The 21253-nt window shown below is 57.8% G+C and carries 24 protein-coding genes; 16 read left to right on the forward strand and 8 right to left on the reverse strand.

The features are described 5' to 3' along the window. The first annotated feature begins 53 nt into the window (after window positions 1-53). The 4 genes from ACR0JB_RS15555 to ACR0JB_RS15570 are packed head-to-tail and all read left to right on the forward strand — an operon-like array spanning window position 54 to window position 4184. On the forward strand, window positions 54-1181 hold the full coding sequence (locus tag ACR0JB_RS15555) for an ABC transporter ATP-binding protein (RefSeq protein WP_480785871.1): 1128 nt from the start codon (window positions 54-56) through the stop codon (window positions 1179-1181). Continuing rightward, on the forward strand, window positions 1181-2071 hold the full coding sequence (locus ACR0JB_RS15560) for an ABC transporter permease subunit (protein WP_170362382.1): 891 nt from the start codon (window positions 1181-1183) through the stop codon (window positions 2069-2071). Before ACR0JB_RS15555 ends, ACR0JB_RS15560 begins: the two co-directional genes overlap by 1 nt. After that, window positions 2068-2886 carry an ABC transporter permease gene (locus ACR0JB_RS15565; protein WP_170351089.1) on the forward strand — a complete coding sequence of 273 codons (819 nt, stop codon included), beginning with the start codon at window positions 2068-2070 and terminating at the stop codon, window positions 2884-2886. The genes ACR0JB_RS15560 and ACR0JB_RS15565 overlap by 4 nt, the downstream gene beginning before the upstream one ends. Beyond that, on the forward strand, window positions 2883-4184 hold the full coding sequence (locus tag ACR0JB_RS15570; RefSeq protein ID WP_170398147.1) for an NAD(P)/FAD-dependent oxidoreductase: 1302 nt from the start codon (window positions 2883-2885) through the stop codon (window positions 4182-4184). Before ACR0JB_RS15565 ends, ACR0JB_RS15570 begins: the two co-directional genes overlap by 4 nt. On the opposite strand, the gene ACR0JB_RS15575 is transcribed toward ACR0JB_RS15570, so the two are convergent. The 3 genes from ACR0JB_RS15575 to ACR0JB_RS15585 form a co-directional block, all read right to left on the reverse strand. Further along, window positions 4179-5021, reverse strand: a complete 843-nt coding sequence (locus ACR0JB_RS15575; protein ID WP_254440527.1) for a phosphotransferase family protein — start codon at window positions 5019-5021, stop codon at window positions 4179-4181. The two genes, ACR0JB_RS15570 and ACR0JB_RS15575, sit on opposite strands and share 6 nt — an antisense overlap. A gap of 84 nt (window positions 5022-5105) precedes the next feature. After that, window positions 5106-5771, reverse strand: coding sequence for a flagellar hook capping FlgD N-terminal domain-containing protein (locus tag ACR0JB_RS15580; RefSeq protein WP_170398150.1), 666 nt, complete (start codon window positions 5769-5771; stop codon window positions 5106-5108). Window positions 5772-5773: 2 nt separating this feature from the next. Beyond that, the gene (locus ACR0JB_RS15585; RefSeq protein WP_170506750.1) at window positions 5774-7000 is read right to left on the reverse strand and encodes a flagellar hook-length control protein FliK; all 1227 of its coding nucleotides are present in this window, start codon (window positions 6998-7000) and stop codon (window positions 5774-5776) included. Window positions 7001-7111: 111 nt separating this feature from the next. Here ACR0JB_RS15585 and ACR0JB_RS15590 point away from each other — a divergent pair, with 111 nt between their 5' ends. The 6 genes from ACR0JB_RS15590 (at window position 7112) to ACR0JB_RS15615 (ending at window position 10831) form a co-directional block, all read left to right on the forward strand. Beyond that, a complete protein-coding gene (locus ACR0JB_RS15590; RefSeq protein ID WP_170351085.1) occupies window positions 7112-7393 on the forward strand; it encodes a rod-binding protein in 282 nt (93 codons plus the stop codon). Then, entirely contained in the window at window positions 7377-7736 is a 360-nt protein-coding gene (locus tag ACR0JB_RS15595; protein WP_480790056.1) for a flagellar biosynthesis protein FlgN, read from the forward strand. The genes ACR0JB_RS15590 and ACR0JB_RS15595 overlap by 17 nt, the downstream gene beginning before the upstream one ends. A gap of 209 nt (window positions 7737-7945) precedes the next feature. Further along, window positions 7946-9193 (forward strand): flagellin N-terminal helical domain-containing protein, encoded by a 1248-nt coding sequence (locus ACR0JB_RS15600; protein ID WP_480790057.1) that lies wholly within the window; start codon window positions 7946-7948, stop codon window positions 9191-9193. Window positions 9194-9270: 77 nt separating this feature from the next. Next, on the forward strand, window positions 9271-9642 hold the full coding sequence (flaF, locus tag ACR0JB_RS15605) for a flagellar biosynthesis regulator FlaF (protein WP_170398159.1): 372 nt from the start codon (window positions 9271-9273) through the stop codon (window positions 9640-9642). Beyond that, on the forward strand, window positions 9642-10043 hold the full coding sequence (gene flbT, locus ACR0JB_RS15610; RefSeq protein ID WP_170362374.1) for a flagellar biosynthesis repressor FlbT: 402 nt from the start codon (window positions 9642-9644) through the stop codon (window positions 10041-10043). Before flaF ends, flbT begins: the two co-directional genes overlap by 1 nt. Continuing rightward, complete coding sequence (locus ACR0JB_RS15615; RefSeq protein WP_170398165.1) at window positions 10040-10831, forward strand: DUF1217 domain-containing protein; 792 nt, start codon at window positions 10040-10042, stop codon at window positions 10829-10831. The genes flbT and ACR0JB_RS15615 overlap by 4 nt, the downstream gene beginning before the upstream one ends. Window positions 10832-10863: 32 nt before the next feature. Here ACR0JB_RS15615 and ACR0JB_RS15620 read toward each other — a convergent pair whose 3' ends face one another. The 3 genes from ACR0JB_RS15620 to ACR0JB_RS15630 form a co-directional block, all read right to left on the reverse strand. Further along, a complete protein-coding gene (locus tag ACR0JB_RS15620) occupies window positions 10864-12435 on the reverse strand; it encodes a DUF427 domain-containing protein (RefSeq protein ID WP_170398168.1) in 1572 nt (523 codons plus the stop codon). Between the two features lie 106 nt (window positions 12436-12541). Beyond that, entirely contained in the window at window positions 12542-13243 is a 702-nt protein-coding gene (locus tag ACR0JB_RS15625; protein WP_170351079.1) for a winged helix-turn-helix domain-containing protein, read from the reverse strand. Then, window positions 13215-13502 carry a hypothetical protein gene (locus ACR0JB_RS15630; RefSeq protein ID WP_170362372.1) on the reverse strand — a complete coding sequence of 96 codons (288 nt, stop codon included), beginning with the start codon at window positions 13500-13502 and terminating at the stop codon, window positions 13215-13217. Before ACR0JB_RS15630 ends, ACR0JB_RS15625 begins: the two co-directional genes overlap by 29 nt. 176 nt (window positions 13503-13678) lie before the next feature. Here ACR0JB_RS15630 and ACR0JB_RS15635 point away from each other — a divergent pair, with 176 nt between their 5' ends. The 4 genes from ACR0JB_RS15635 (at window position 13679) to ACR0JB_RS15650 (ending at window position 17636) form a co-directional block, all read left to right on the forward strand. Next, window positions 13679-14167: a hypothetical protein gene (locus tag ACR0JB_RS15635; RefSeq protein ID WP_170578136.1), complete on the forward strand. Its 489-nt coding sequence runs from the start codon at window positions 13679-13681 to the stop codon at window positions 14165-14167. A 110-nt stretch (window positions 14168-14277) separates the two neighbouring features. Further along, window positions 14278-14895, forward strand: coding sequence for a ribonuclease HII (locus ACR0JB_RS15640; RefSeq protein WP_170578134.1), 618 nt, complete (start codon window positions 14278-14280; stop codon window positions 14893-14895). 108 nt (window positions 14896-15003) lie between these two features. Further along, a complete protein-coding gene (locus ACR0JB_RS15645; RefSeq protein ID WP_170362369.1) occupies window positions 15004-16104 on the forward strand; it encodes a site-specific DNA-methyltransferase in 1101 nt (366 codons plus the stop codon). Window positions 16105-16247: 143 nt separating this feature from the next. Further along, window positions 16248-17636, forward strand: coding sequence for an adenylate/guanylate cyclase domain-containing protein (locus ACR0JB_RS15650; RefSeq protein WP_170578132.1), 1389 nt, complete (start codon window positions 16248-16250; stop codon window positions 17634-17636). Window positions 17637-17714: 78 nt separating this feature from the next. Here the strand turns inward: ACR0JB_RS15650 and ACR0JB_RS15655 are convergent, their stop codons facing one another. Together ACR0JB_RS15655 and mutY are read right to left on the reverse strand one after the other, a co-directional pair. Beyond that, complete coding sequence (locus ACR0JB_RS15655; protein ID WP_170398186.1) at window positions 17715-18851, reverse strand: alkane 1-monooxygenase; 1137 nt, start codon at window positions 18849-18851, stop codon at window positions 17715-17717. Between the two features lie 59 nt (window positions 18852-18910). Then, window positions 18911-19966, reverse strand: coding sequence for an A/G-specific adenine glycosylase (mutY, locus tag ACR0JB_RS15660; protein WP_170398189.1), 1056 nt, complete (start codon window positions 19964-19966; stop codon window positions 18911-18913). 81 nt (window positions 19967-20047) lie between these two features. Here mutY and ACR0JB_RS15665 point away from each other — a divergent pair, with 81 nt between their 5' ends. After that, window positions 20048-20554, forward strand: coding sequence for a DUF721 domain-containing protein (locus tag ACR0JB_RS15665; protein ID WP_170398192.1), 507 nt, complete (start codon window positions 20048-20050; stop codon window positions 20552-20554). 14 nt (window positions 20555-20568) lie between these two features. Beyond that, window positions 20569-21225, forward strand: coding sequence for a DsbA family protein (locus tag ACR0JB_RS15670; protein ID WP_170378256.1), 657 nt, complete (start codon window positions 20569-20571; stop codon window positions 21223-21225). The last annotated feature ends 28 nt before the right edge of the window (window positions 21226-21253 follow it).

Raw genomic sequence — 21253 nt, forward strand, 5'->3', positions numbered from 1 at the left:
GGGCGGATTGGCCCGCCCTGTGCCATTTCCCAGATTGATGCACGGGGGCCGTTTTGAACTCTGACGTCTTTGAGCCGTGGAATGATCCACAGGCGCAACCTTTGATCCAGTTCCGGAATGTCACCAAACGGTTTGGTGAATTCACGGCCATCGACAACCTGTCTCTGGATATCTTCGAAAAAGAATTCTTCGCATTGCTGGGGCCTTCGGGCTGCGGCAAGACCACCATGATGCGGATGCTGGCGGGGTTCGAAACCCCAACCGAAGGGCACATTATGCTGGGCGGTCAGGACATCGACCCGATCCCGCCGAACAAGCGGGCGGTGAACATGATGTTCCAGTCCTATGCCCTGTTCCCGCACCTCAGTATCTGGGACAATATTGCCTTCGGCCTGCGCCGAGACAACATGCCCAAGCATGACTTGGAAGAGCGTGTCGAAGAGATGCTGCGCCTGACCCGGCTGGAACAATTTGCCCGCCGCAAGCCGCATCAGATCTCGGGTGGGCAACGTCAGCGTGTGGCGCTGGCGCGGTCGCTGGCAAAGGCACCAAAGCTGCTGTTGCTAGATGAACCGCTTGGCGCGCTGGACAAGAAACTGCGGCAGGACACGCAGTTTGAACTGATGGACATTCAGGAAAAGACCGGCACCACCTTTGTGATCGTGACACACGATCAGGAAGAGGCGATGACCGTCGCCAGCCGCGTCGCGGTGATGGACCAGGGCAGGTTGATGCAGGTGGAAACGCCGGACCGCATCTATGAAAACCCGAACTCGGTTTATGTTGCGGATTTCATCGGGGATGTGAACATCATCGAGGGTCGGGCGTCCGCCAACGGCGAAGACTCTTATCAGATCGACTGGGCCGAGGGGCAGGCACCGCTAACGGCAACCTCAGCAAATGGGTTTTCTAGCGGTCAGACCTGCCATCTGGCGATCCGGCCCGAAAAAGTGACGATCTCGGCGGATCGCCCGGCAGATGCGATCAACGCAGTGCAGGGCAAGGTTCATGACATCGCCTATCTGGGCAACCTGTCTACCTATCATGTCGAGCTTGCAAACGGCACGATCATCAAGGCGCAGACGGCCAATACCCGTCGAATCTCGCGCCGGTCGTTCACCTGGGAAGACCCGGTCTGGCTGTCTTGGACAGCGACGGCCGCGGTTCTGCTGGCCAGCTGATGCGCCGCGCATTTCTGATTGCCGTTCCCTATGTCTGGCTGTTGGCGCTGTTTCTGGTGCCGTTCTTCATTGTTTTGAAGATCTCGTTGTCGGATACCGAACTGGCCATCCCGCCCTATACGCCAACACTGGACCTGTCGCAGGGCTGGGCCGGGATCAAAGAGTTCTTCAGCCAGCTGGATTTCGAAAACTTCGTCTGGCTGACCGAGGATGACCTGTATTGGAAAGCCTACCTGTCCAGCGTCAAGATCGCGGTGATCTCGACTTTTCTGACGCTGTTGGTGGGCTATCCGATTGCCTACGGCATGGCCCGCGCGCCGGTCGAGTGGCGGCCCACGCTGATGATGCTGGTGATCTTGCCGTTCTGGACCTCGTTCCTGATCCGCGTTTACGCGTGGATGGGGATTTTGTCGAACGAAGGCTATCTGAACCAGTTTCTGCTGTGGCTGGGCATCATCTCGACCCCGCTGACCATTCTGAACACGCAATGGGCGGTCTATATCGGCATCGTCTACACGTATCTGCCGTTCATGATCCTGCCGGTTTATTCGTCACTGGAGCGTATGGACGGGTCCCTGATCGAAGCGGCTGAGGATCTGGGCTGCTCACGCCTGCAGGCCTTTTGGCTGGTGACTGTTCCGCTGTCGCGCCCTGGCATCATCGCGGGGTGTTTTCTGGTGATGATCCCAGTGATTGGTGAGTTCGTGATTCCATCATTGTTGGGCGGCTCGGGCACATTGATGATCGGCAAGGTGCTGTGGGAAGAGTTCTTCTCGAACCGCGACTGGCCGGTGGCCAGCGCCGTGGCGGTGGTACTGCTGCTGATCCTTGTCGTCCCGATTGTGCTGTTCCAGCGCAACCAGCAAAAGCAGACGGAGGCCGAGCAATGAACAGGCTAAGCTGGTTCAACGCGGTGTCCCTGACGCTGGGATTTGCGTTCCTCTATATCCCGATGATCATCCTGATCATCTTCAGCTTCAATGAGAGCAAGCTGGTGACAGTCTGGGCCGGGTTCTCGACCAAATGGTATGGCGAAGTGATCCAGAACGAAGCCTTTCTGGATGCAGCCTGGGTGACCGTGCGCGTCGCGGTATTCTCATCCACATTGGCGACAATCTTGGGTACCGCCGCGGCCTATGTGTTAGTGCGCGGTGGGCGGTTCTTTGGTCGCACGCTGTTTTCCGGCATGATCTACGCGCCGCTGGTGATGCCCGAGGTTATCACCGGGCTGTCGCTGCTGTTGCTGTTCATCGGCATTGGGTTGGATCGGGGTATCCTGACCATCGTTCTGGCGCATACGACCTTTTCGATGTGTTTCGTCTCGGTCGTCGTGTCTTCACGCCTAGTGACCTTCGATAAATCTTTGGAAGAGGCTGCGCTGGATTTGGGCTGTTCACCCGCTCAGGCGTTCCGGCTGGTGACTTTGCCGATCATCGCGCCTGCTGTGATCTCGGGTTGGTTGCTGGCGTTCACTCTGTCGCTGGATGATCTGGTGATTGCGTCGTTCACCTCTGGGCCGTCGGCGACAACCCTGCCGATCAAGATCTTTTCGGCCGTGCGCCTGGGTGTCAGCCCCGAGATCAACGCATTGTCCACGATCATGATCGCGATTGTGACGGTGGGCGTTATCACCGCATCATTGGTCACAAAACGCGCGATGGTGCGGCAAAAGCAGGATGAAATGGCTGCTGCGCGTACCGAATGAAGCGGCTGTTCCCGGATTACACCTATGGGCCCGGCCCTCGGACCAACTGCTGGTGGGACGAAACGATTGCCAGCCCCGACTGGCCGGTTCTCAACGGTGAACAGAAGGTAGACGTCGCCATTGTTGGTGGCGGTTTCACCGGGCTGTCAGCGGCGCTGCATCTGGCAAACGCGTGTGTTTCGGTTGCGGTGCTTGAGGCCCGGACACCTGGTTGGGGCGCCTCGGGGCGCAATGGTGGCTTTTGCTGTCTGGGCGGATCAAAACTGAGCTACAGCGCAATGGTCCGCCAATTCGGTGAGGCGGCTGCACACAGTTATGATCAAGCTGAAATGGACGCGGTTCACCTTGTCGCTGATCTGCTGAAAACCAATGCCATAGATGCGGATGTGCATTCACAGGGTGAAACCCAACTGGCCCACACCCCCCGTGCGATGGAAAGGCTGCGCAAACGGGCCGAGGCCACGGGCACTTTGCACGCCCCAGATGATCTTCCCGGACTTGGGTTTGGTGGTCGGTTTTATGGCGGGTACACCAACCCGGTCGGATTTGCACTGAACCCCAGAAAATACCTGTTCGGGCTGGCGCAAATGACCCAGACACTGGGCGCCAAGCTGTTTCAGAACAGTGCGGTGCAGACAATTCGGAAGACGCAATCTGGCTTTGACTTGGAGGCAGCCTCGGGTCGGATCAGCGCCGCAAACGTTCTGATCTGCACCAATGGTTACTCCAGCGAGGACGTGCCGCCCTGGCTGGCTGGCCGGTATATGCCTGTCCAATCCACGGTTCTGGTGACGCGCCCCTTGTCCGACGCTGACTTGCAAGCTCAGGGTTGGACATCTGACCAGATGTCTTACGATACCCGCCATTTGCTGCATTATTTCCGCCTGATGCCCGACCGACGGTTTCTGTTCGGAATGCGCGGCGGGTTGCGCGCGTCTCCGCAGGCTGAGGCGGCCATTCGCCGGAAGGCTCTGAACGATTTCAGGCAGATGTTCCCGGAATGGGCGTCGGTCGATGTCACCCATATGTGGTCCGGTATGGTCTGCCTGTCGCGAGGGTTAACGCCGTTTGTAGGTCCCGTGACGGATCAACCGGGGATGTTCGCCGGGTTTGCCTATCACGGTAACGGGGTGGCGATGGGGACCTATTGCGGACGGGCGCTGGCCCGGATGGTTTTGCAGCATGAGACCGGGCTACCTGAACCCATAACACGTGTCCCGGCGCGGTTTCCGCTGGGACGCTGGCGGCGCGCATTGATGCCGCCGGCCTATGCCATGATGGGGCTATTGGACTTATGACCGCTCTAGCACTACGCGTTCTAGTTCCAACCCCGTGGCATAATCCGGTGACCCGTTTTCGATCCGCCACAAACAATAGGCCGCCATCCGCCAGGCATACCAACGACGCAGCGATTTGAACCGGGTCACGATGTCTGCGCGTCTGTACGAGGACAGAAACTGATCTTCTTCCTCAGGTGTCAAAGCTGACCCCCGGTACAGGTGCTGCATTGCGGGCGACATAAACAGTGCAACGTCTTCGCACGGATCGCCCTGCACCGGGCATTGCCAGTCGATCAGGGTCAGCCCGGATGGCGCAACCAGAATGTTCCCCGCAACCGGGTCGCCGTGTATCAGGCAAGTCTGTTGGGTCGGTTGTACCTGTTCGTCAGGTTTTAGCTGTTCCAATTGGTGCCGCATGGCCGAGGTGCATCCGTCAAGGATGCTCTGGCCGTGCCGGGCCAGATCCGCACTGCCATTGCATCCGCGGGGCGCCGGAACCGACACATCCAGTCCATGTAGTTTGCCGAGCAATTGGGCAACGTCGGTTGTGTCCTTACGCCAGGGCGTACCCGGCGCGTGTTCGTAAAACACCCATCGACCGTTTTGATGTTGACCCGCCGCGCGCAGACGCGGGGCAAATCCGGTCGGCTCCAACGCGGTTAGGCACTGCGCTTCCAACTCGGCATCGTTGCGAAACAACGGATTGCGCAACCCTGTTCGGTACAGTTTCAAAACCTTGCCGCCGTTCTCTTCCAGCACTTTCCAGACCTTATTGGTCCGACCGCCATACAGGGTTTGAAACTGTGCATCAGGTGCGATCAGCCTTCGGTGACGCAGGTCATCAACAAGATCCAAAGGGGGGAGTGTCGGGGCGGGCAGTGGGTTCACCAAAAAAACGAGTCGCAGTTTGCACTGGTTTGGCCTGTCCCGCCCTGCAGATCAAGTTCCGGTTCGGACCCCGGTCACCATCCCTGCCGGAACCACCTGCCCGCTTTCCAACGTCAGCACGACAGTGTCCTCGCCAACCTGTGCCTCGACCACCTGACTGTAGGTTGAGACAGGCTGGACTGAAAGCAACTCTTCCCCGTCATAGCTTTCCAATGTGGCTGAATAGCTGCCGGTCGGCAAAGGGCTGCCATCGCTCGTTGTCCCGGCCCAGTCAAATTCGGTCCGGGTCACCGGTACGGAAATCCTTTCGATCTCGGTGCCGTCACTGTCCCGGATCACCATCACCGCACTGTCTGCCGCCGGTTCAGCCTGCGCGGACAGGGTCACAGGCTCGCCATCAAAGTGGAACGCTGCGGTGGTCTGGACATCCATACCGACCCAATTGGCAAGATCCTCCAGCTTTATACCGCCCAGAGACAGCGCCAGTTCGGACAAAAGCTCGTTGCTCTGAACCTGTTGTTCAACCATCGAAAATTGCGCCAATTGCGAGGCGTACTCGGTCGAATCCATCGGCTCCAACGGGTCCTGATTTTGTGCCTGGGTCGTCATCAGCAACAGGAAAGTGTCGAAATCCGACGCGATCGAGGTTGCCTGTGACTGGGATGCTGATTGGGCCTGGGTATTGGCTTGCGTCGTCGATTGGGTTGGGGTGATCATGCTCAAAGCCTCATGTCGATCCGGCCGTCGGGGCCTAGTTTCTGAATGGTGGGGCCCGCCTCGGTGACAGGCTCGTCCTGCGTTTCCGCAAACCGGGTGCCGTCGCCCGAGTCAGACCTATCCTGCTGTGCGTCTGCAGAGGTGCCCAGATCAAAGGACAGGTCGCCCAGCCCAAAGTTCTGGAATTCGGCCTCCAGCACCGAGATGTGACGGCGCATCATATCCAGTGTTTCCGGCCGTTCCGCCGAGATTATTATGTGCAGGCCATCATCGCGACCATTCAAGATTATCGAAACGCGTCCCAGTTCTTCGGGGTTTAACGCGACCTCGATTGTGCCTTGCTGTCCACGGGTCGAAACAACGGTTGCCATTTGATTGGCAACCGAGCGTGCCGTTTCAGCGCGCGCCGTCGATGTCATGGTCTGTGTTAATGGTGCCGAATCTCGGGCAGAGGACAATGTCGGGGTCTCTCTGGTGGTCGATATCTCTTCGACTTCGGGAAAGGTCTGAAGCTCGGTCCGCGTGTTGGTTTGATCTTTGGCCAAAAGCTGCATTTGTATAAGTGTTGGCGCCCGATCAGGCACCACCGCTTGCGATTGCGCCACCTGTGGCGTCGCGGGGACACTTGGTCCGCCCAGGTCAGGTCGGATGATGGGCGAATGATCCAACATCTCTTTCGGGAGCATGTTCGGTGTTACAAGCCCGGCGGGAAAGCTTGGCGGATTGGTGGCCGCCTGGGGCGTTCTTCTTGGCGAAACTGTACCGAAAAGCGTGGCTTGAACGGCTGGAGATACCGCACGCCGAGCAGAGCCCGCCGCGGGTTCCAACCTGTCTTTTTGAGGGGGCGGGTGCGTCTCATCTACCGTTGCAGCCTCCGCCTCAACAGTCGATGACGTCATGGTTGGTTTTCCAGCCAAGGTCATGGCAACCGGAGCCTGAACAGCTTCCGGCACAGCCGCGCGGAGTTCGGCAGGCGGCTGATCCTCGGGGGTATCGGAAACATCCGGAATTTCAACGTTTGCTGCGATGTCGTCCACCTCTGACACCGTGTCTGGGTCCTGAACCAAAAGGCCGGTGAGATCGGGCTTGGCTGACTGCGGATCGCCCTCTTGATCCATGACCATTTGAAAGGACGCGGCCCCTTTGGACGCACGAGGTTCTTGCGGTGTTGCATCGGGTTTCGCGGCGGTGCCGGACGAAGACAACAGTGCTGAAAGTGGGTTGGGCATTTTGCTCCGACTCCGTTTGTGTGAACGGAAATCTGCCCGCAGGAGGTTACGTTTATTTTAACCGCTTTCGCCTTTGATCGAGAAAGTTAGATGCAAATTTCGGAGAAAGTGATGAAGATTTCCACAACCCTTCCTACCGCGCAGCCCCCCACCACGGCCGAGAAATTGCAGGCTGCGGCGGTCGAGTTGGAGGCCGCGTTTCTGGCGGAAATGCTCAAGTCTTCTGGGTTGGGCAAGGCCAGCGAATCTTTTGGCGGCGGTGCCGGCGAAGATCAGTTTTCGTCCTTCCTCGTGCAACATCAGGCGCGTGCGTTGGCCGCATCCGGCGGCCTTGGCCTGTCCGAAATTTTGTTCCAGTCCATGATGGAGAAAACCGATGCCGACCAATTCTGAAACCGACCTGATCCGATCCCTTGAGGAAGTGCTGGATCTTGAGCGATACGCGCTTGTCGACGGGGATCTGGACCGGCTGAGCCATATGGCGCCGGAAAAGGAAAAGCTGATCGGTGCGATCAATGAATTGCAGGTTTTGGACAGCGCCGAATTGATTCGCCTGCAGCAGAAAGTCGAACGGAACCAGGCGCTGTTGAACAGTGCCGCCGAAGGGATTCGGGCCGTTGCCAGCCGTATGGCTGAATTGCGGCGCGTTCGGCAGGAGTTCAGCACCTACGGAGCGGACGGGCAGCGCAACGGATACGCCGTGCGTCGCAATGCGAAACTGGAAAAACGGGCATAGGAGCGAGTTTGATTCAAATCCGAATTTTCTGAGTGAGGGGCTTTAGCATTCCGTTAGGGGATCAGGGGCAAAAGTGGCCGGGCATCTGAAACAACAGGTGGCGCGAACAGCCCGACGGTGGATCGCATTGATCAGAAAGACGTCAAAGCCCGCATGTGGTGCGGGGTAAGCATGGGCGCAAAGGGCCCGAACGGAAAAGGAAGAAAGCTATGTCCAGCATTCTGACAAACAATGGCGCAATGGTGGCGCTGCAAACCCTGAAATCGGTCAACAAGAATCTGGAGATGACCCAGAACGCGATCTCGACCGGTAAGGACGTCGCAACTGCGAAGGACAACTCGGCCGTCTGGGCAATCTCCAAAGTCATGGAGTCGGACGTCAAGGGCTTCAACGCGATCAAAGACAGCCTGGCGCTGGGAGAATCGACCGTTGCAGTGGCGCGGAACGCGTCGGAAACCGTGACCGATCTGTTGACGCAGATGAAAGAGAAAATCGTCGCCGCGCAGGAGGACAACGTTGACCGCGGCAAGATCAACGATGATGTGACCGCTCTGCGGGATCAGATTGCGTCGGTTGTTGGTGCGGCACAGTTCAACGGGCTTAACCTTGTGGACGGCTCGGCCGGTACTGCTTCGATCTTGTCCTCACTTGATCGGGATAGCACTGGTGCAGTGAATTCGTCGTCGATTTCGGTCGCAAGTCAGGACCTGTCCATTGGCGGTTATACTGCCAAAGGCGTACTTGCAGGTTCGGGAGGCGCGACCACCGACAATGATGTTGCAGGCTTTACCATGGATAAAGCCGGCGGGTCAGGTGACATTGTGATCGACAGCTCGACTGACAACTTTGAAGTCGGTGATAGTGTCTCGATCCGAGTCGGTGATCAGGATGTGTCGTACACCATTCAAGCCAGCGATCTGGATCCCTCTGGAACCTATGACGATGCCTATACAGATGCTCTTGTTGCTGTTGGCCTCAAGAACCAGGTTGATGCGCTGGGCATCACAGGTGTTGCAGTCGACTATGACTCGGGATCGCCGAACACCCTGTCCTTTACTACAGGTACGGCAACGGCTGGTGCGGATGCGGATCAGGACATTACCGTGTCGGCTCAATTCACTAATGCTGGTTCCGGTGGGCTTGGCGCACTCAGCTCGATTAACGTTTCGACAGATGCAGGCGCGGCAGCCGCGCTGGGCACCATCGAAACACTGATCGACACGTCGATTGATGCAGCGGCAGCCTTTGGTTCGGCGCAAGGCCGTATCGAAACACAGCAGGATTTCGTTTCCAAACTGACCGACTCGTTCAAGTCCGGCATCGGTTCGATGGTTGACGCCGATATGGAAGAGACCTCGGCTCGTCTGCAAGCTCTTCAGGTTCAGCAGCAGCTGGCCACTCAATCGCTGTCGATTGCCAATCAGGCGCCGCAGTCGATCCTGTCGCTGTTCCGTTAATTTTCGGAACCTGGTCGGGGCGCCCAGACGCGCCCCGACTCTGACCGCCAAAAGACGGCCTATTGGAAGGATTTCAAGTGACACCGCAAACTCTTGCACAACGTGCCTACGCGCAGACCGCCCCGACCCGCACCCCGCGCGATACCGAGTACGAGGCGATTTCGAAGATCACGCATCGGCTCAAGGTTGCGGCGGCCCGACGCAAAACCGATTTCGGAGGGTTCGTTCACGCGCTACACGAAAATCGTCGCTTGTGGACCGTTCTGGCAACTGGCGTGTCCGACTCGGACAACGCGCTGCCCAATGAATTGCGCGCGCGAATCTTCTATCTGGCAGAATTCACCGAGCAACACAGCAGTCAGGTTCTGGGCAATAAGGCGACCGTTGAGCCGCTGCTTGAGATCAATATGGCCGTCCTGCGCGGCCTGCGTCAGATGGGTGCTACCTGATGGGGGGGCTGGTTCTGAAACTGGCACCGAAAGAGAGGGTGCTGATAAACGGCGTGGTTGTCGAAAACGGAGATCGCCGCAGCCGCTTTTCAATCATGACGCCGGACGCAAATGTCCTGCGCCTGCGCGATGCCATTCATCCGGATGAGGTGACTACCCCGGTGCGGCGGGTGTGTTATGCCGCCCAGCTTGTCTTGTCCGGCGATATGGAGCCTGAGCGGGCGCGGCAACAGCTTTTGCGGCGGGTTGAAGAGTTGAGTCAGGTCTTCACCGATGCCGACAGTCGTCGTGTACTGTCCGAAGCTACTGAGGCTTTACTGGCCGAACAGTATTACAAATGCCTGAAATCCCTGCGGGCGTTGCTGCCGCGTGAAGAACGGTTGATGGCGTATCAGCAATGACATTCCGGCCTGTCATCCCCTCTGATGGTATTGTCGGCTGGCGTTTTTTGCAGCGTACCTATGATACGCAGCTCGAAAGCTTTTCGGCCTCGCCAGTCAATGAACGAGAGACAAAGTACTTTCTGGACAATATCGGCAAGGTACAGACGGCTGAGGAATTGGTTTCGGATAGGCGGTTGCTGCAAGTGGCGCTGGGCGCCTTCGGGCTAGAGGATGACATCAACAATCGCTATTTCATCCAGAAAATTCTGTCCGATGGGACAAGCGCCGAGGATGCATTGTCCAACCGTCTGGCCGATAAGCGGTATCGGGAGTTTTCCGAAGCCTTCGGCCTGGGTCCGGGCGAGGTGCGCAGAACGGGTTTGACCACCTTTATGGAAGCAATAGCGCAGGGCAATGTCGTGTCTCGGTTCGAAATCGCTGTGGGTGAGAGCGATGAGACGATGCGCATATCGCTTTACACGCAACATACCTTGGCGGATCTGGCCGCGCAGGACAGCAGTTCGGACACAAAGTGGTTTGACCTGATGGGGCAACCGCCGCTGCGAAGCATGATGGAGACGGCGCTGGGGCTGCCATCAAGTTTCGCGCAGTTGGACATCGACAGGCAGCTTGAGGTATTCAAGGATAGATTGTCGGGCCTGACTGGATCAGACGATCTGGCCCAATTTACCGACGAGGCGTCGGTGGCCCGGCTGACAGACCAATATCTTGCACGCAGCCAGATTGCACAGCTGCAAAACACGATTTCCCCTGCTCAAACGGCCCTGATTTTGCTGGGGGCGTAACCTAGGCGCGACACAGGTAACTATTCGAAAACTCAGGCGTTCAACACGGCATCCGCCGAAGTTCTGAGTGCAAATGAGGTCACTGGCTGGGACACATTGTGCAGCTTGACCTCGCCCAATGACAAAGCATCCGCGCATGCAGGCTGAATATCGGCCGAGACGACAATGCGCTGACCGATCGTTTTGCTGTATTCCCCCAACCGGGCCGCGACATTTGCGGCCTGTCCGATGACGGTGAAATCCAGCCGTTCGCGCGATCCGACATTGCCATATGTGACCCGACCATAGGCAACCCCGATCGAGCAATCGCAATGAACGTCTGAGCCAGATTGGCGCAACTCACCAAGTTTTTCGACAATTTCAACGGCTGAGCGTTGCGCGTTTCGGCGCGCGACCATGGAATCTTCACCCTCGGGAAAGACTGCCAGAACAGCGTCACCGATGAACTTCAATACTTCGCCGCCATTGTTATGCACGATATCGGACACGGTTTCGAAAAAGTCGTTCAGCACGTTGATATAGGCGGTACGGCCAAGCTGCTCTTCTAGGCTGGTCGAATTGCGCAGGTCGCAGAACATAATGGCCGCATCAATCTCATCCCCGTCGCCGCGCCGGATTTCACCGCCCAGCACCCGCGCGCCCGAGCGTTTGCCGACATAAGTCTCAAGCAACACCTGTGCGTTCTCGCGCTGCATGAAAACTTCGTAAAAGCGGGCAATGACAGATGAGCACTCGAACACCAGCCCGAGGTTTTCTGTTGTAAACCCGTCAGGATGATCGCAGGTCAGGGTCAGGACATTTGTCCGCCCGTCCGAGAACGGCAATGGCATGGCGACGTAATCGGTGGCACCCTTGGCCCGCAGGTCCTCCATAATCGGGAAGCTGTTTTGGGGGTTTTCGTCGTTCAACCGCTGGCGCACACCACCCAGCCCGTTCGAGACGTGACGCAGGGGGCTGTTGATATAGGCCGGGTGATCGTGGATTTCATACGTGGGCACGTTGGTCGAAATCTCGGCCTCACCCTTTTCCCAGATATAATGCTTGCCCGCGATCAGCGGATGCAGAGACCAGGCCAAAATGCTGAGCCGTTGAATGGCGATGCCGTGTTCCAACATCTTTTCGGCCAATGCCTTGGTGAAGGCTTCCGGCGTGCTGAGGTTGGATGCACCACGCATCAGCCAATCAATCAGAGGGCCGCTGATATTGCCATCCTCGGTATCTCGCAGTTGGTTTTCGCCCAAGTCGACCCGTGTATAGGCCGAGGGCATAAACCCGACATAGCCCTGAATGGCGGCGCTTTCAGGCAGTGCTTCTTCATAGGCCCAGACCGAGTTGGTCAGCCGTTGCCCATTCAGAATGACATCGTGATAGGTCGCCGTTCCCTTGAATGGGCAAAACGTCTGCAACTCGGTTTCTGCACCAAGATCGACACAGACATCTGCGCGCGGGACGTAAATTGTGGCCGGCAGCCGCGTTTCATACATGACTTTCGCGTCGGTGCTTTCGGCCAACAGGGTGTCATCCCGATAGATCGCGATCCGACCTTTCAGCGATTCGACCGATATCCCATAGCCTTTGGTCGGCGGTGTGGTATGGACGTTCATCATCAGTTTCCCTGACCCGCTTAGTAATAGGATGGGCCTTTGGGGCAAGCATTCCAAGGGGGATAACTGGCATTTTATCACACATACCTTGTGCGATGCGGCAAAGTCAGACCATCTGAATCACATCTTTTTCGATCGACAGCATATAGCCTTTTTTGGCGATATTCTTGACCAGCAACTCACTGACCATCTGATTGCCCAAGGCATCGCGCAGCCGTTTGATCCGTGTGGCACCTGCGGCCTCGTCACAATCGGCGGTGTCTTTGCCCGAAATCATCGACTCGATCTGGACGCCGGACAGGACCTCGTCGTCCAGCCGGGATTCGGCCAGCACCGACAAGGTCTCCATTGCCGCGGGGGTCAGTTTGAAATCCATGTTGTTCAGATAGACGGTATTTTCCTCGCGGCTGATCAACAGCGAGGTGACCTGAATGCCGGTGCGTTCGATCTGTGCCATTCGCCGGTTCAACAACACCAGCATTACCAGAAACACCAGCGCCGTTACCAACATAGCAGTGGCAAAAACCAGCAACACGAAAATCACCATTCGGTAGCTGGACAGTGTATCGGCAAAAGCGGTGCCCGATTGCGCCAATATCTCAAGCAAGCGGATTTCAGTTTGCGAGGTTAGATCGCTTTCGATGAACAATCGTTCGACCCGGGCGTTGAATGCGTTCGCATCGGGCAGGGTCCAGAATAAAAAGATGGCCGCTGTTACCAGAATCACCACGATCGCCGCGATGCCCGCGCCGACCAGTCTGACACCAGATCGGCGGGCCTCAGTAACGGAGATAGAATTTTCCGGCATTGGCCTTCCTTTTATCCAACCCTTCCGGCCCGAACACGGACATGACGTTCAGCAGGGTCCAGCCCGACCCCTTGAGGCGCTGGGCGACTTCTTTTTTAGCCTGCCCTTTACCGCAAGCCGATACCTGCATGACGCCGTAGTGCAGGCGCAGTGGATTGTCTTGCTTGGCCTTGTAGTCGGCATAGCAATCGGCCGCCGAAGCGGTGGTGCCAAGCGATATCAGGGCCAACAGGGCCAGAGAAGAGAGGATCTGTTTCATAGGCCGCATCCTGCGCATGTGTTGGCACGATATTCAATAACCTAAGGGGTTTCGCGGGCCTGATATCGGATAACACCGGGCCGTTATTGCCTGTCTGAACGAGGCGCGGCCAGTGTCGGGTCATCAGCACACGGCCCGCCACCGGGTCACCTCAAGACTACTGAAGGACAAGCACCATGCATAAGAAATTCATTGCCCTGATCGTGGCCTCGGCAGTTGCCATCACCGGTATTTCCGCGTCTCAGGCGCGGGCCGCGGATGTCGAGGATATTCTTGGCGGGCTTGCAGCCATTGCGCTGATTGGCGCCGCTGTGAAGCATTTCGACGACAAGAGCAAAAAGAACAACGTGACGCACAACTACAATCACATATATAAGGCGCCCCAGAAACACGTACACACCCGGCCAAAGCACCGGCCACATCACGTACGCCCGCTGCCTCCGCGTGTTGCGCGTTACAGCCTGCCGCAACGATGCTTGCGCACGTTCAAAGGGTATTCGCCCAATCAACGACTGTTGGGGCAGACCTGTCTGGGCAAGCATTACAAATACAGCAATAGCCTGCCTAACCAGTGCAAGGTCAGGTTCTGGAATGGCAAAAAGGTCGAGCGGGCATACCACCCCGGTTGTCTGCGCCAGAAAGGATACCGCGTTAGTTACAAGTAACGGTTTTCGAGCAGGAGCGGCGCCACAGAAGCGCTGTGCGGGAGAGGGCGGCGCAAGCTGCTCTCTCCTTTTTTCTTGCGGTGGGTGGCAAAACGCGGTTTTCCGGGGGTATGACGACTCCGGATTATGAAATTGAGAATGCCGCATCGGCGCGTGGATTTCTGCGGATCGCAGGTGTCGACGAGGTTGGGCGCGGACCGCTGGCCGGACCGGTGGTTGCCGCAGCCGTGGTTCTGAACCCCAGTGATATTCCTGACGGGCTGAACGATTCCAAAAAGCTGACGGCGAAACGGCGCGCTGCGTTAGAGGCAGCCCTGCGTGAGAAGGCCGAGATCGCAATTGCCGAGGCGTCAGTGGCCGAGATTGACGAACACAATATCTTGCGGGCTTCGCATCTGGCGATGGAGCGCGCGGTGGCAGCGCTGGACCCGCCGCCTGATTACCTGCTGATCGATGGGAACATGATTCCACGCGGCCTGACGATCCCCGCGAGGGCGGTGGTCAAAGGCGATGCGCATTCTGTGTCGATTGCGGCGGCTTCGATCGTCGCCAAAAACTGGCGCGATCAACTGATGGTGGATTTGGCGCAACAGCATCCGGGCTACGGATGGGAGACAAACGCCGGTTATCCGTCGAAACAACACAAGGACGCGCTGCAAAATCTTGGTGTGACCCCACACCATAGACGTTCCTTCAAGCCGGTACACAATATCTTGTATCAAGAGTAAATCTTAAGTCGCTGATTCAAAAAAGAAATTGACGGCGAATCGACTTTGACTCATCCTTGTCTCAACCAAATGAGCGCAAAAGCGCCGTGGATACTTGAGGCAGTACAAATGACAACAACCACTAAAAAGGGCGCAAAAGCGCTCCCTTTAAACACGATTCTATCCGGGGACTGCATCGATGTGATGAACAGTCTGCCCGAGGCGTCGGTGGACCTGATTTTCGCGGATCCGCCCTATAATCTGCAGTTGAAGGGTCAATTGCACCGCCCCGATAACAGTCAGGTAGATGCGGTTGACGATCATTGGGATCAATTCTCCAGCTTTGCCGTTTATGACCAATTCACCCGCGAATGGCTGAAGGCAGCGCGTCGTCTGCTTAAGCCAAATGGCGCGATCTGGGTGATTGGGTCTTACCACAATATCTTCCGTGTGGGTTCGGCCCTGCAGGACGCGGGCTATTGGATTCTAAACGACGTCGTGTGGCGCAAATCCAATCCGATGCCGAACTTCCGCGGCAAACGCTTTACCAACGCGCATGAGACGATGATCTGGGCGTCGAAACGCGAAGGGGCAAAGTACACGTTCAACTATGAAGCCCTAAAGGCGCTGAACGAGGGCGTTCAGATGCGCAGTGACTGGGTGCTGCCGATCTGCACCGGGCACGAGCGCCTGAAGGATGAAAACGGCGACAAGGCGCATCCGACGCAGAAACCGGAATCGCTGTTGCACCGTGTGCTGATCGGCTCGACCAATCCGGGCGATGTGATCCTTGATCCGTTCTTCGGTACCGGAACCACAGGTGCAGTTGCCAAGATGCTGGGCCGCGAATTCATCGGCATCGAGCGCGAGGAAAGCTATCGCAAGGTCGCTGAAAAGCGCATCTCGAAGGTCCGTAAGTTCGACCGTGAGGCGCTGGAGGTCAGCGCCAGCAAACGTGCCGAGCCGCGCGTGCCCTTCGGCCAACTGGTTGAACGTGGGATGCTGCGCCCGGGTGAAGAACTGTATTCCATGAACCAGCGCCACAAGGCCAAGGTCCGTGCCGACGGCACGCTGGTGGGTAACAACGTCAAGGGCTCGATCCACCAAGTGGGGGCGCAGCTGGAAAACGCGCCGTCCTGTAACGGCTGGACCTACTGGTGCTTTAAACGCGACGGCAAAACGGTGCCGATTGACGTGTTGCGTCAGCAGATCCGGGCCGAGATGAACTGATTTTACCAACACCGCCGGTGCCTGTGGCCTGACACAAGGCACTAAGCCTTGCCCCGCCGATCTCGGCGGGGTCTTTTGTTTTTCAACATCTGGTTTCGAAACGGGCCTTCTGTATCCTGCGGTGCAGTGAAGGAGCTTGTGCAATGTCGGAAACCACAGCCAGCGAGTCCCGCTTTGACCGGTTCTTTGTGACCCGCCCGGACAATTTCGATCTGGAAAACAAATATACCGAAGCCGCGATGGAACGACACAAGCGCGAGGGGCTTGAACTTGCGGTCCGCGCTCGCTGGATCGCGATGGCGCTGACTGGTGTGCTGCTGATCTACCTGAATCCGCAATGGGAAGTGCTGTGGTATCACTTCATCTTGCTGCTGATCTGCGCCAACGGCTGGTTTATCCGGCGCGCGGGGCGTGTGGGGCAATCGCGGACCGAGCTGCTTTTGATCTTTGTGGACCTGCTGATCATGACACTGGGGATGATTGTGCCCAACCCGTTCAGCGACGATGTCCGACCGTTGGCGATGCAGTACCGGTTCGACAATTTCCAGTATTTTTTCATCATTCTGGCGGCCGGTACGTTGGCCTATTCCTGGCGCACGGTGATTGCGATCGGATCATGGACGGCAGGGGTCTGGACAGCAGGATGGATCATCGCCTGGTGGGTTGCAACCCCGATGCCCGGTCTCAGCGAGCGTGTGGCTGAGGCATTGGCTGGCTATCCCGATGTGGCAGAATTGCTGGACCCCAACAGCTTTATGCCAGCGCAGCGTATTCAACAGGTGATCGTATTCATGATGGTGGCGGTGACATTGGGCGTGTCGATGCGGCGGCTCAATCGGTTGCTGATGTCGAATGCGGGGTTGGAGCGCGAAAGGGCAAACCTGTCGCGGTATTTCTCACCGAACGTGGTGGATGAGCTGAGCCAGAATGATGAGCCGCTGAAGCAGGTGCGCAAAGAGCAAATTGCCGTCCTGTTCATCGATATCGTCGGATTCACCAGATATGCCGCCGGGCGCGACCCTTACGAAGTGATTGAGGTTCTGCGCGGCTTTCACGCTCGAATGGAGGCCGAAGTGTTCCGGCATCACGGAACGCTGGACAAATACCTGGGTGACGGGTTGATGGCCACGTTTGGGACGCCGGTGCCGACAACGCAGGATGCGAGTAATGCAGTGGCCTGCGCGCGCGGGATGATCGATGTGATTGACCGTTGGAACGTGGAACGCCGCCGTACGGGCGAGCCTGAGATACGTGTGGGGATCGGGGTCCATTTCGGCGCGGTCGTTCTGGGGGATATCGGCGCCAACCGTTTGGAATTTGCGGTGATAGGGGATGCGGTGAATGTGGCCGCGAAGCTTGAGGCGCAGACCCGCGAATTTCAGGCAAAAGTCATCATGAGCGACGCAGTTCGGAGCCGTTTGGAGGAAGAAGGTCGCAACGTATCCGAGCTGATGGCGGGGTTTGCGAAACACGAAAATCGTGCGGTCCGGGGGGTGGAGGCCCCGATGGATGTATGGGTGATGACCGGGTGAGGGCTCCCGCCGAACAACCATGCATCGAAGATGCAAGGCGGATCGTTGGGCCGGGCAGCACGCTGACGCGTGCTGCGGTCAGGCACGTGGCAGCGGGTTTTGCAATTTGTTATAGGGCGTCCAGTCCGTAACTTCGGGATAATATTGGCGCCGCCAAGCGCGGACGCGCGGGTTCATGATGCGACGCCACAGCGGTGGGATCATCGCGGCGACCGTCATCACCGGATAGCCGTAGGGCAATTGCGGGGCGGCGTCCTCGGGGTGGTGTTGCAACAGTGGAAAGCGGCGGTTGGGTTTATAGTGGTGGTCCGAGTGGCGCTGCAAATTGATGAGTAGCCAGTTCGACGCTTTCTGTGACGCATTCCATGAGTGGCGCGGTTGGACATGCTCATACTTGCCTGCGCCCAGATGTTTGCGTGTCAGGCCATAGTGTTCGACGTAATTAACCAATTCTAGCTGCCAGATGGCGACGCCCGCCTGGATCAGGAACAGTGCGAGCCCCGAGAGACCTCCGATCACGAAGGCCAAAACCAGCATTGCACCTTGTAATGCCCAGTAGCGCCAGAACGGGTTGGAGAGGTCGCTCCACGGGCGGTCTTTGCGGGCCAGTTTTTCGCGTTCAGCCCGCAAGGCCGAGAACAGGCATTGTTTCAGCACCCGCGGATAAAACCGATGAAACCCCTCGTTATAGCGGGCAGTCACCGGGTCGCGGGGCGTACCGACATAGCGGTGATGCACCAGCAGATGTTCAGAGCGGAAATGTGAATACAGCACCATCGCCAGAAGGATATCGCCCAACCAGCGTTCGACCCGGCCTTTTTGGTGCATCAACTCGTGGCTGTAGTTGATGCCGATCGTGCCCGAGATTACTCCCATGCCGAAGAACAGCCCAACCTTAGCCAAGGTTGACAGGTGGTCGGTATGCGTGGCGTACCAGATCAGCCCGTAAAGGGTCAGGAATTGCACCGGTACCCAGGCTTTTGTCAGCAGGATGTACCAGTGCAACATCGAGTCGGGGGTATCGGGGCTGGCATTGGCCAGATCCAGCCCGGTGAGCCGGTCGAGCAACGCAAAGGCCCACCATGTGGAAAGTGGCACCAGCAAGACCCACCAACCGCCGGCCATTGCGGTGAACCAGATCAGCGGGATCAGCAGGAATGAGATCCAGAACGGCAGGGCCGATTGCCAACGGGGTAAGGTATCTGTTGCGGTCATTGGGTGGCTCCGGATGACTGCGCGCACATTAGCCACAGTCCGGCAGGACAGACAATGGGTTACCGGTTGCGCCAGAGGTCATATGCTTTGCGCATCACGGTCGGCAGGTCGCTGGGGCGGAAAGTGTGTTTTTCCAAAACGATCAGATCATCAAGGGTCGTTTCCGTCGGCAACGTAGCTGTCCAGACACACAGGATCAGGTGAAAATGGGTGAAGGTGTGGCGCACCTCACCTGCTAATGCTTGCCAGTCAGCGGAAAAGGGAGGGGAGTCTGCTGGCGCATCTGACCAAACTGACCCCGGCCAGCCCAGCATGCCGCCCAGCAACCCTTTGTCGGGGCGCCGCTCCAGCAGCAGGGCTCCATCCGTACGCTGAGCGATATAGACATGGCCATACCGCGTGGGTTTCGGCTTTTTCGGTGTCTTTCGCGGCAGGTCGGGCTGGGTTCCGGCCGCACGAGCCTGACAAGGGTTGCGCAGGGGGCAGATGCCACAGGCCGGAGATTTCGGGGTACAGATCGTGGCCCCCAGATCCATCACGGCCTGTACATAATCTCCGGGTCGCAGGTCGGGCGTTAGCGCAGCGGCTTTTTCTTTCAACAGGGGTTTCGAGCTTGGCAGAGGGTCGTGAATGTCATACAGACGCGCCATGACCCGCTCGACATTGCCATCCAGAACAGTCTCGGGCTGGTCAAAAGCGATGGCCGAGATAGCGGCGGCCGTATAGGGGCCGATGCCGGGCAGTTTCAGCAGGGCGTCATAGGTATCAGGAAAAACGCCGCCATGTTCATTGGCCACCGCGCGCGCGCATTTCAGCAGGTTGCGGGCACGGGCGTAATAGCCCAGCCCGGCCCATTCGCCCATGACTTGATCATCCGGTGCGGCCGCCAGTGTCTGAACCGTAGGCCAGCGCGCGGTGAATCGCGTAAAATAATCTCGGACAGCGGCCACAGTGGTCTGTTGCAACATCACTTCGGACAACCAGACCCGGTAGGGGTCGGGTATCATGCCCGCCGCCCGGTCGGCTGGTCTAACACGCCACGGCATCGTGCGAGCGTGGCGGTCGTACCAGGCCAGTAACGCACCGCTCAGGTCATATTGAATAGTGTCACGCAAGTTTTATCTATCTCTCTGTCGGGTTTCGCTGGCGTCCGATATCATGCCCTTTACAATAGCGGCGCAGGAGTTGGAAACCAGATGCAGCGCAGACGTTCTTCGACCCGCGGGTTCAAACGCACCGCGACATTGCTGAACGGCCAGATCAGGCGCGCCGGGGAAAGCCGGGGCTTTGCCGTTTCGCGTCTGCTGACCCATTGGGCCGAGATCGTGGGCCAGGATATGGCCGCCATCGCGCGACCGGTGAATGTGGGCTATGGCAAGGGCGGGATCGGCGCGACGCTGACGGTGCTGACCACTGGCCCGCAGGCTCCGATGCTTGAAATGCAAAAGGAACAGCTGCGCGACAAGGTGAATGCTGTTTATGGCTATAACGCCATCAGCCGGGTGCGTATCACCCAGACCGCGCCGACAGGATTTGCCGAGGGGCAGGCCAGCTTCGATCACAAACCGAAAGCGGCGAAACCCAAAATCGATCCCGAAATCGTGGCCGAGGCGGACCGGACCGCGCGCGACGTCAATGACGGTGATCTGCGCGCGGCCCTTGAACGTCTGGGCCGCAACGTATTATCCAAGCAAAAACGCTGAGAAAGGGCTGAGAAATGAGCCGTATTGCAACCGGAATCTGCGCGGCCGTCGCTATCGCCGCTGGCGGCTATTGGCTGTCGAATTCCTCTACTTCGTATCCGATGATTGGCAGTGCCGAGGCGCAAGAGGCCGATATTGACACCTCGACCATCGTCGAGATGGTGCAGGGGGCAGAAGATGCGCCGGTCGAGATCATCGAATATGCATCCTATACCTGCCCGCATTGCGCCAACTTCCATACGGGGGCGTATAAGCAGCTGAAGAAGGATTTCATCGACACCGGTAAGGTCAAGTTCATCTACCGCGAGGTGTATTTCGACAAATATGGCCTGTGGGCTTCGATGGTCGCGCGTTGCGACGGCCCCGATAAGTTCTTTGGCATTTCCGACCTGATCTATGAAGGTCAGTCCGAATGGACCCGCGCAGGTGGTCCAGCTGAAATCGTGGACGAGTTGCGCAAGATCGGGCGTCTGGCTGGTATTGACAATGACCAGCTTGAAGCCTGCCTGCAGGACGGCACCCGCGCGCAGACACTGGTGGCCTGGTATCAGGAAAACGCCGAACGTGACGGTGTTCAATCCACGCCTTCGTTCGTTGTGAATGGCAAGAAGGTCGACAACCAATCTTATGCCGATTTCAAGAAGCTGATCGAAGAAGAACTGGGCAGCTGATTGCCTGTTGCGACCGGTTCTACACGGA

Source organism: Ruegeria sp. BI7, from assembly GCF_056537925.1.

Coding starts and splice junctions, on each gene's coding strand:
- ACR0JB_RS15560 (WP_170362382.1), top strand. CDS start 1,181: ATGCGCCGCGCATTTCTGATTGCCGTTCCCTATGTCTGGCTGTTGGCG.
- ACR0JB_RS15565 (WP_170351089.1), top strand. CDS start 2,068: ATGAACAGGCTAAGCTGGTTCAACGCGGTGTCCCTGACGCTGGGATTT.
- ACR0JB_RS15570 (WP_170398147.1), top strand. CDS start 2,883: ATGAAGCGGCTGTTCCCGGATTACACCTATGGGCCCGGCCCTCGGACC.
- ACR0JB_RS15580 (WP_170398150.1), bottom strand. CDS start 5,771: ATGATCACCCCAACCCAATCGACGACGCAAGCCAATACCCAGGCCCAA.
- ACR0JB_RS15585 (WP_170506750.1), bottom strand. CDS start 7,000: ATGCCCAACCCACTTTCAGCACTGTTGTCTTCGTCCGGCACCGCCGCG.
- ACR0JB_RS15590 (WP_170351085.1), top strand. CDS start 7,112: ATGAAGATTTCCACAACCCTTCCTACCGCGCAGCCCCCCACCACGGCC.
- ACR0JB_RS15595 (WP_480790056.1), top strand. CDS start 7,377: ATGCCGACCAATTCTGAAACCGACCTGATCCGATCCCTTGAGGAAGTG.
- ACR0JB_RS15600 (WP_480790057.1), top strand. CDS start 7,946: ATGTCCAGCATTCTGACAAACAATGGCGCAATGGTGGCGCTGCAAACC.
- flbT (WP_170362374.1), top strand. CDS start 9,642: ATGGGGGGGCTGGTTCTGAAACTGGCACCGAAAGAGAGGGTGCTGATA.
- ACR0JB_RS15615 (WP_170398165.1), top strand. CDS start 10,040: ATGACATTCCGGCCTGTCATCCCCTCTGATGGTATTGTCGGCTGGCGT.
- ACR0JB_RS15620 (WP_170398168.1), bottom strand. CDS start 12,435: ATGAACGTCCATACCACACCGCCGACCAAAGGCTATGGGATATCGGTC.
- ACR0JB_RS15625 (WP_170351079.1), bottom strand. CDS start 13,243: ATGCCGGAAAATTCTATCTCCGTTACTGAGGCCCGCCGATCTGGTGTC.
- ACR0JB_RS15630 (WP_170362372.1), bottom strand. CDS start 13,502: ATGAAACAGATCCTCTCTTCTCTGGCCCTGTTGGCCCTGATATCGCTT.
- ACR0JB_RS15635 (WP_170578136.1), top strand. CDS start 13,679: ATGCATAAGAAATTCATTGCCCTGATCGTGGCCTCGGCAGTTGCCATC.
- ACR0JB_RS15640 (WP_170578134.1), top strand. CDS start 14,278: ATGACGACTCCGGATTATGAAATTGAGAATGCCGCATCGGCGCGTGGA.
- ACR0JB_RS15645 (WP_170362369.1), top strand. CDS start 15,004: ATGACAACAACCACTAAAAAGGGCGCAAAAGCGCTCCCTTTAAACACG.
- ACR0JB_RS15650 (WP_170578132.1), top strand. CDS start 16,248: ATGTCGGAAACCACAGCCAGCGAGTCCCGCTTTGACCGGTTCTTTGTG.
- ACR0JB_RS15655 (WP_170398186.1), bottom strand. CDS start 18,851: ATGACCGCAACAGATACCTTACCCCGTTGGCAATCGGCCCTGCCGTTC.
- ACR0JB_RS15665 (WP_170398192.1), top strand. CDS start 20,048: ATGCAGCGCAGACGTTCTTCGACCCGCGGGTTCAAACGCACCGCGACA.
- ACR0JB_RS15670 (WP_170378256.1), top strand. CDS start 20,569: ATGAGCCGTATTGCAACCGGAATCTGCGCGGCCGTCGCTATCGCCGCT.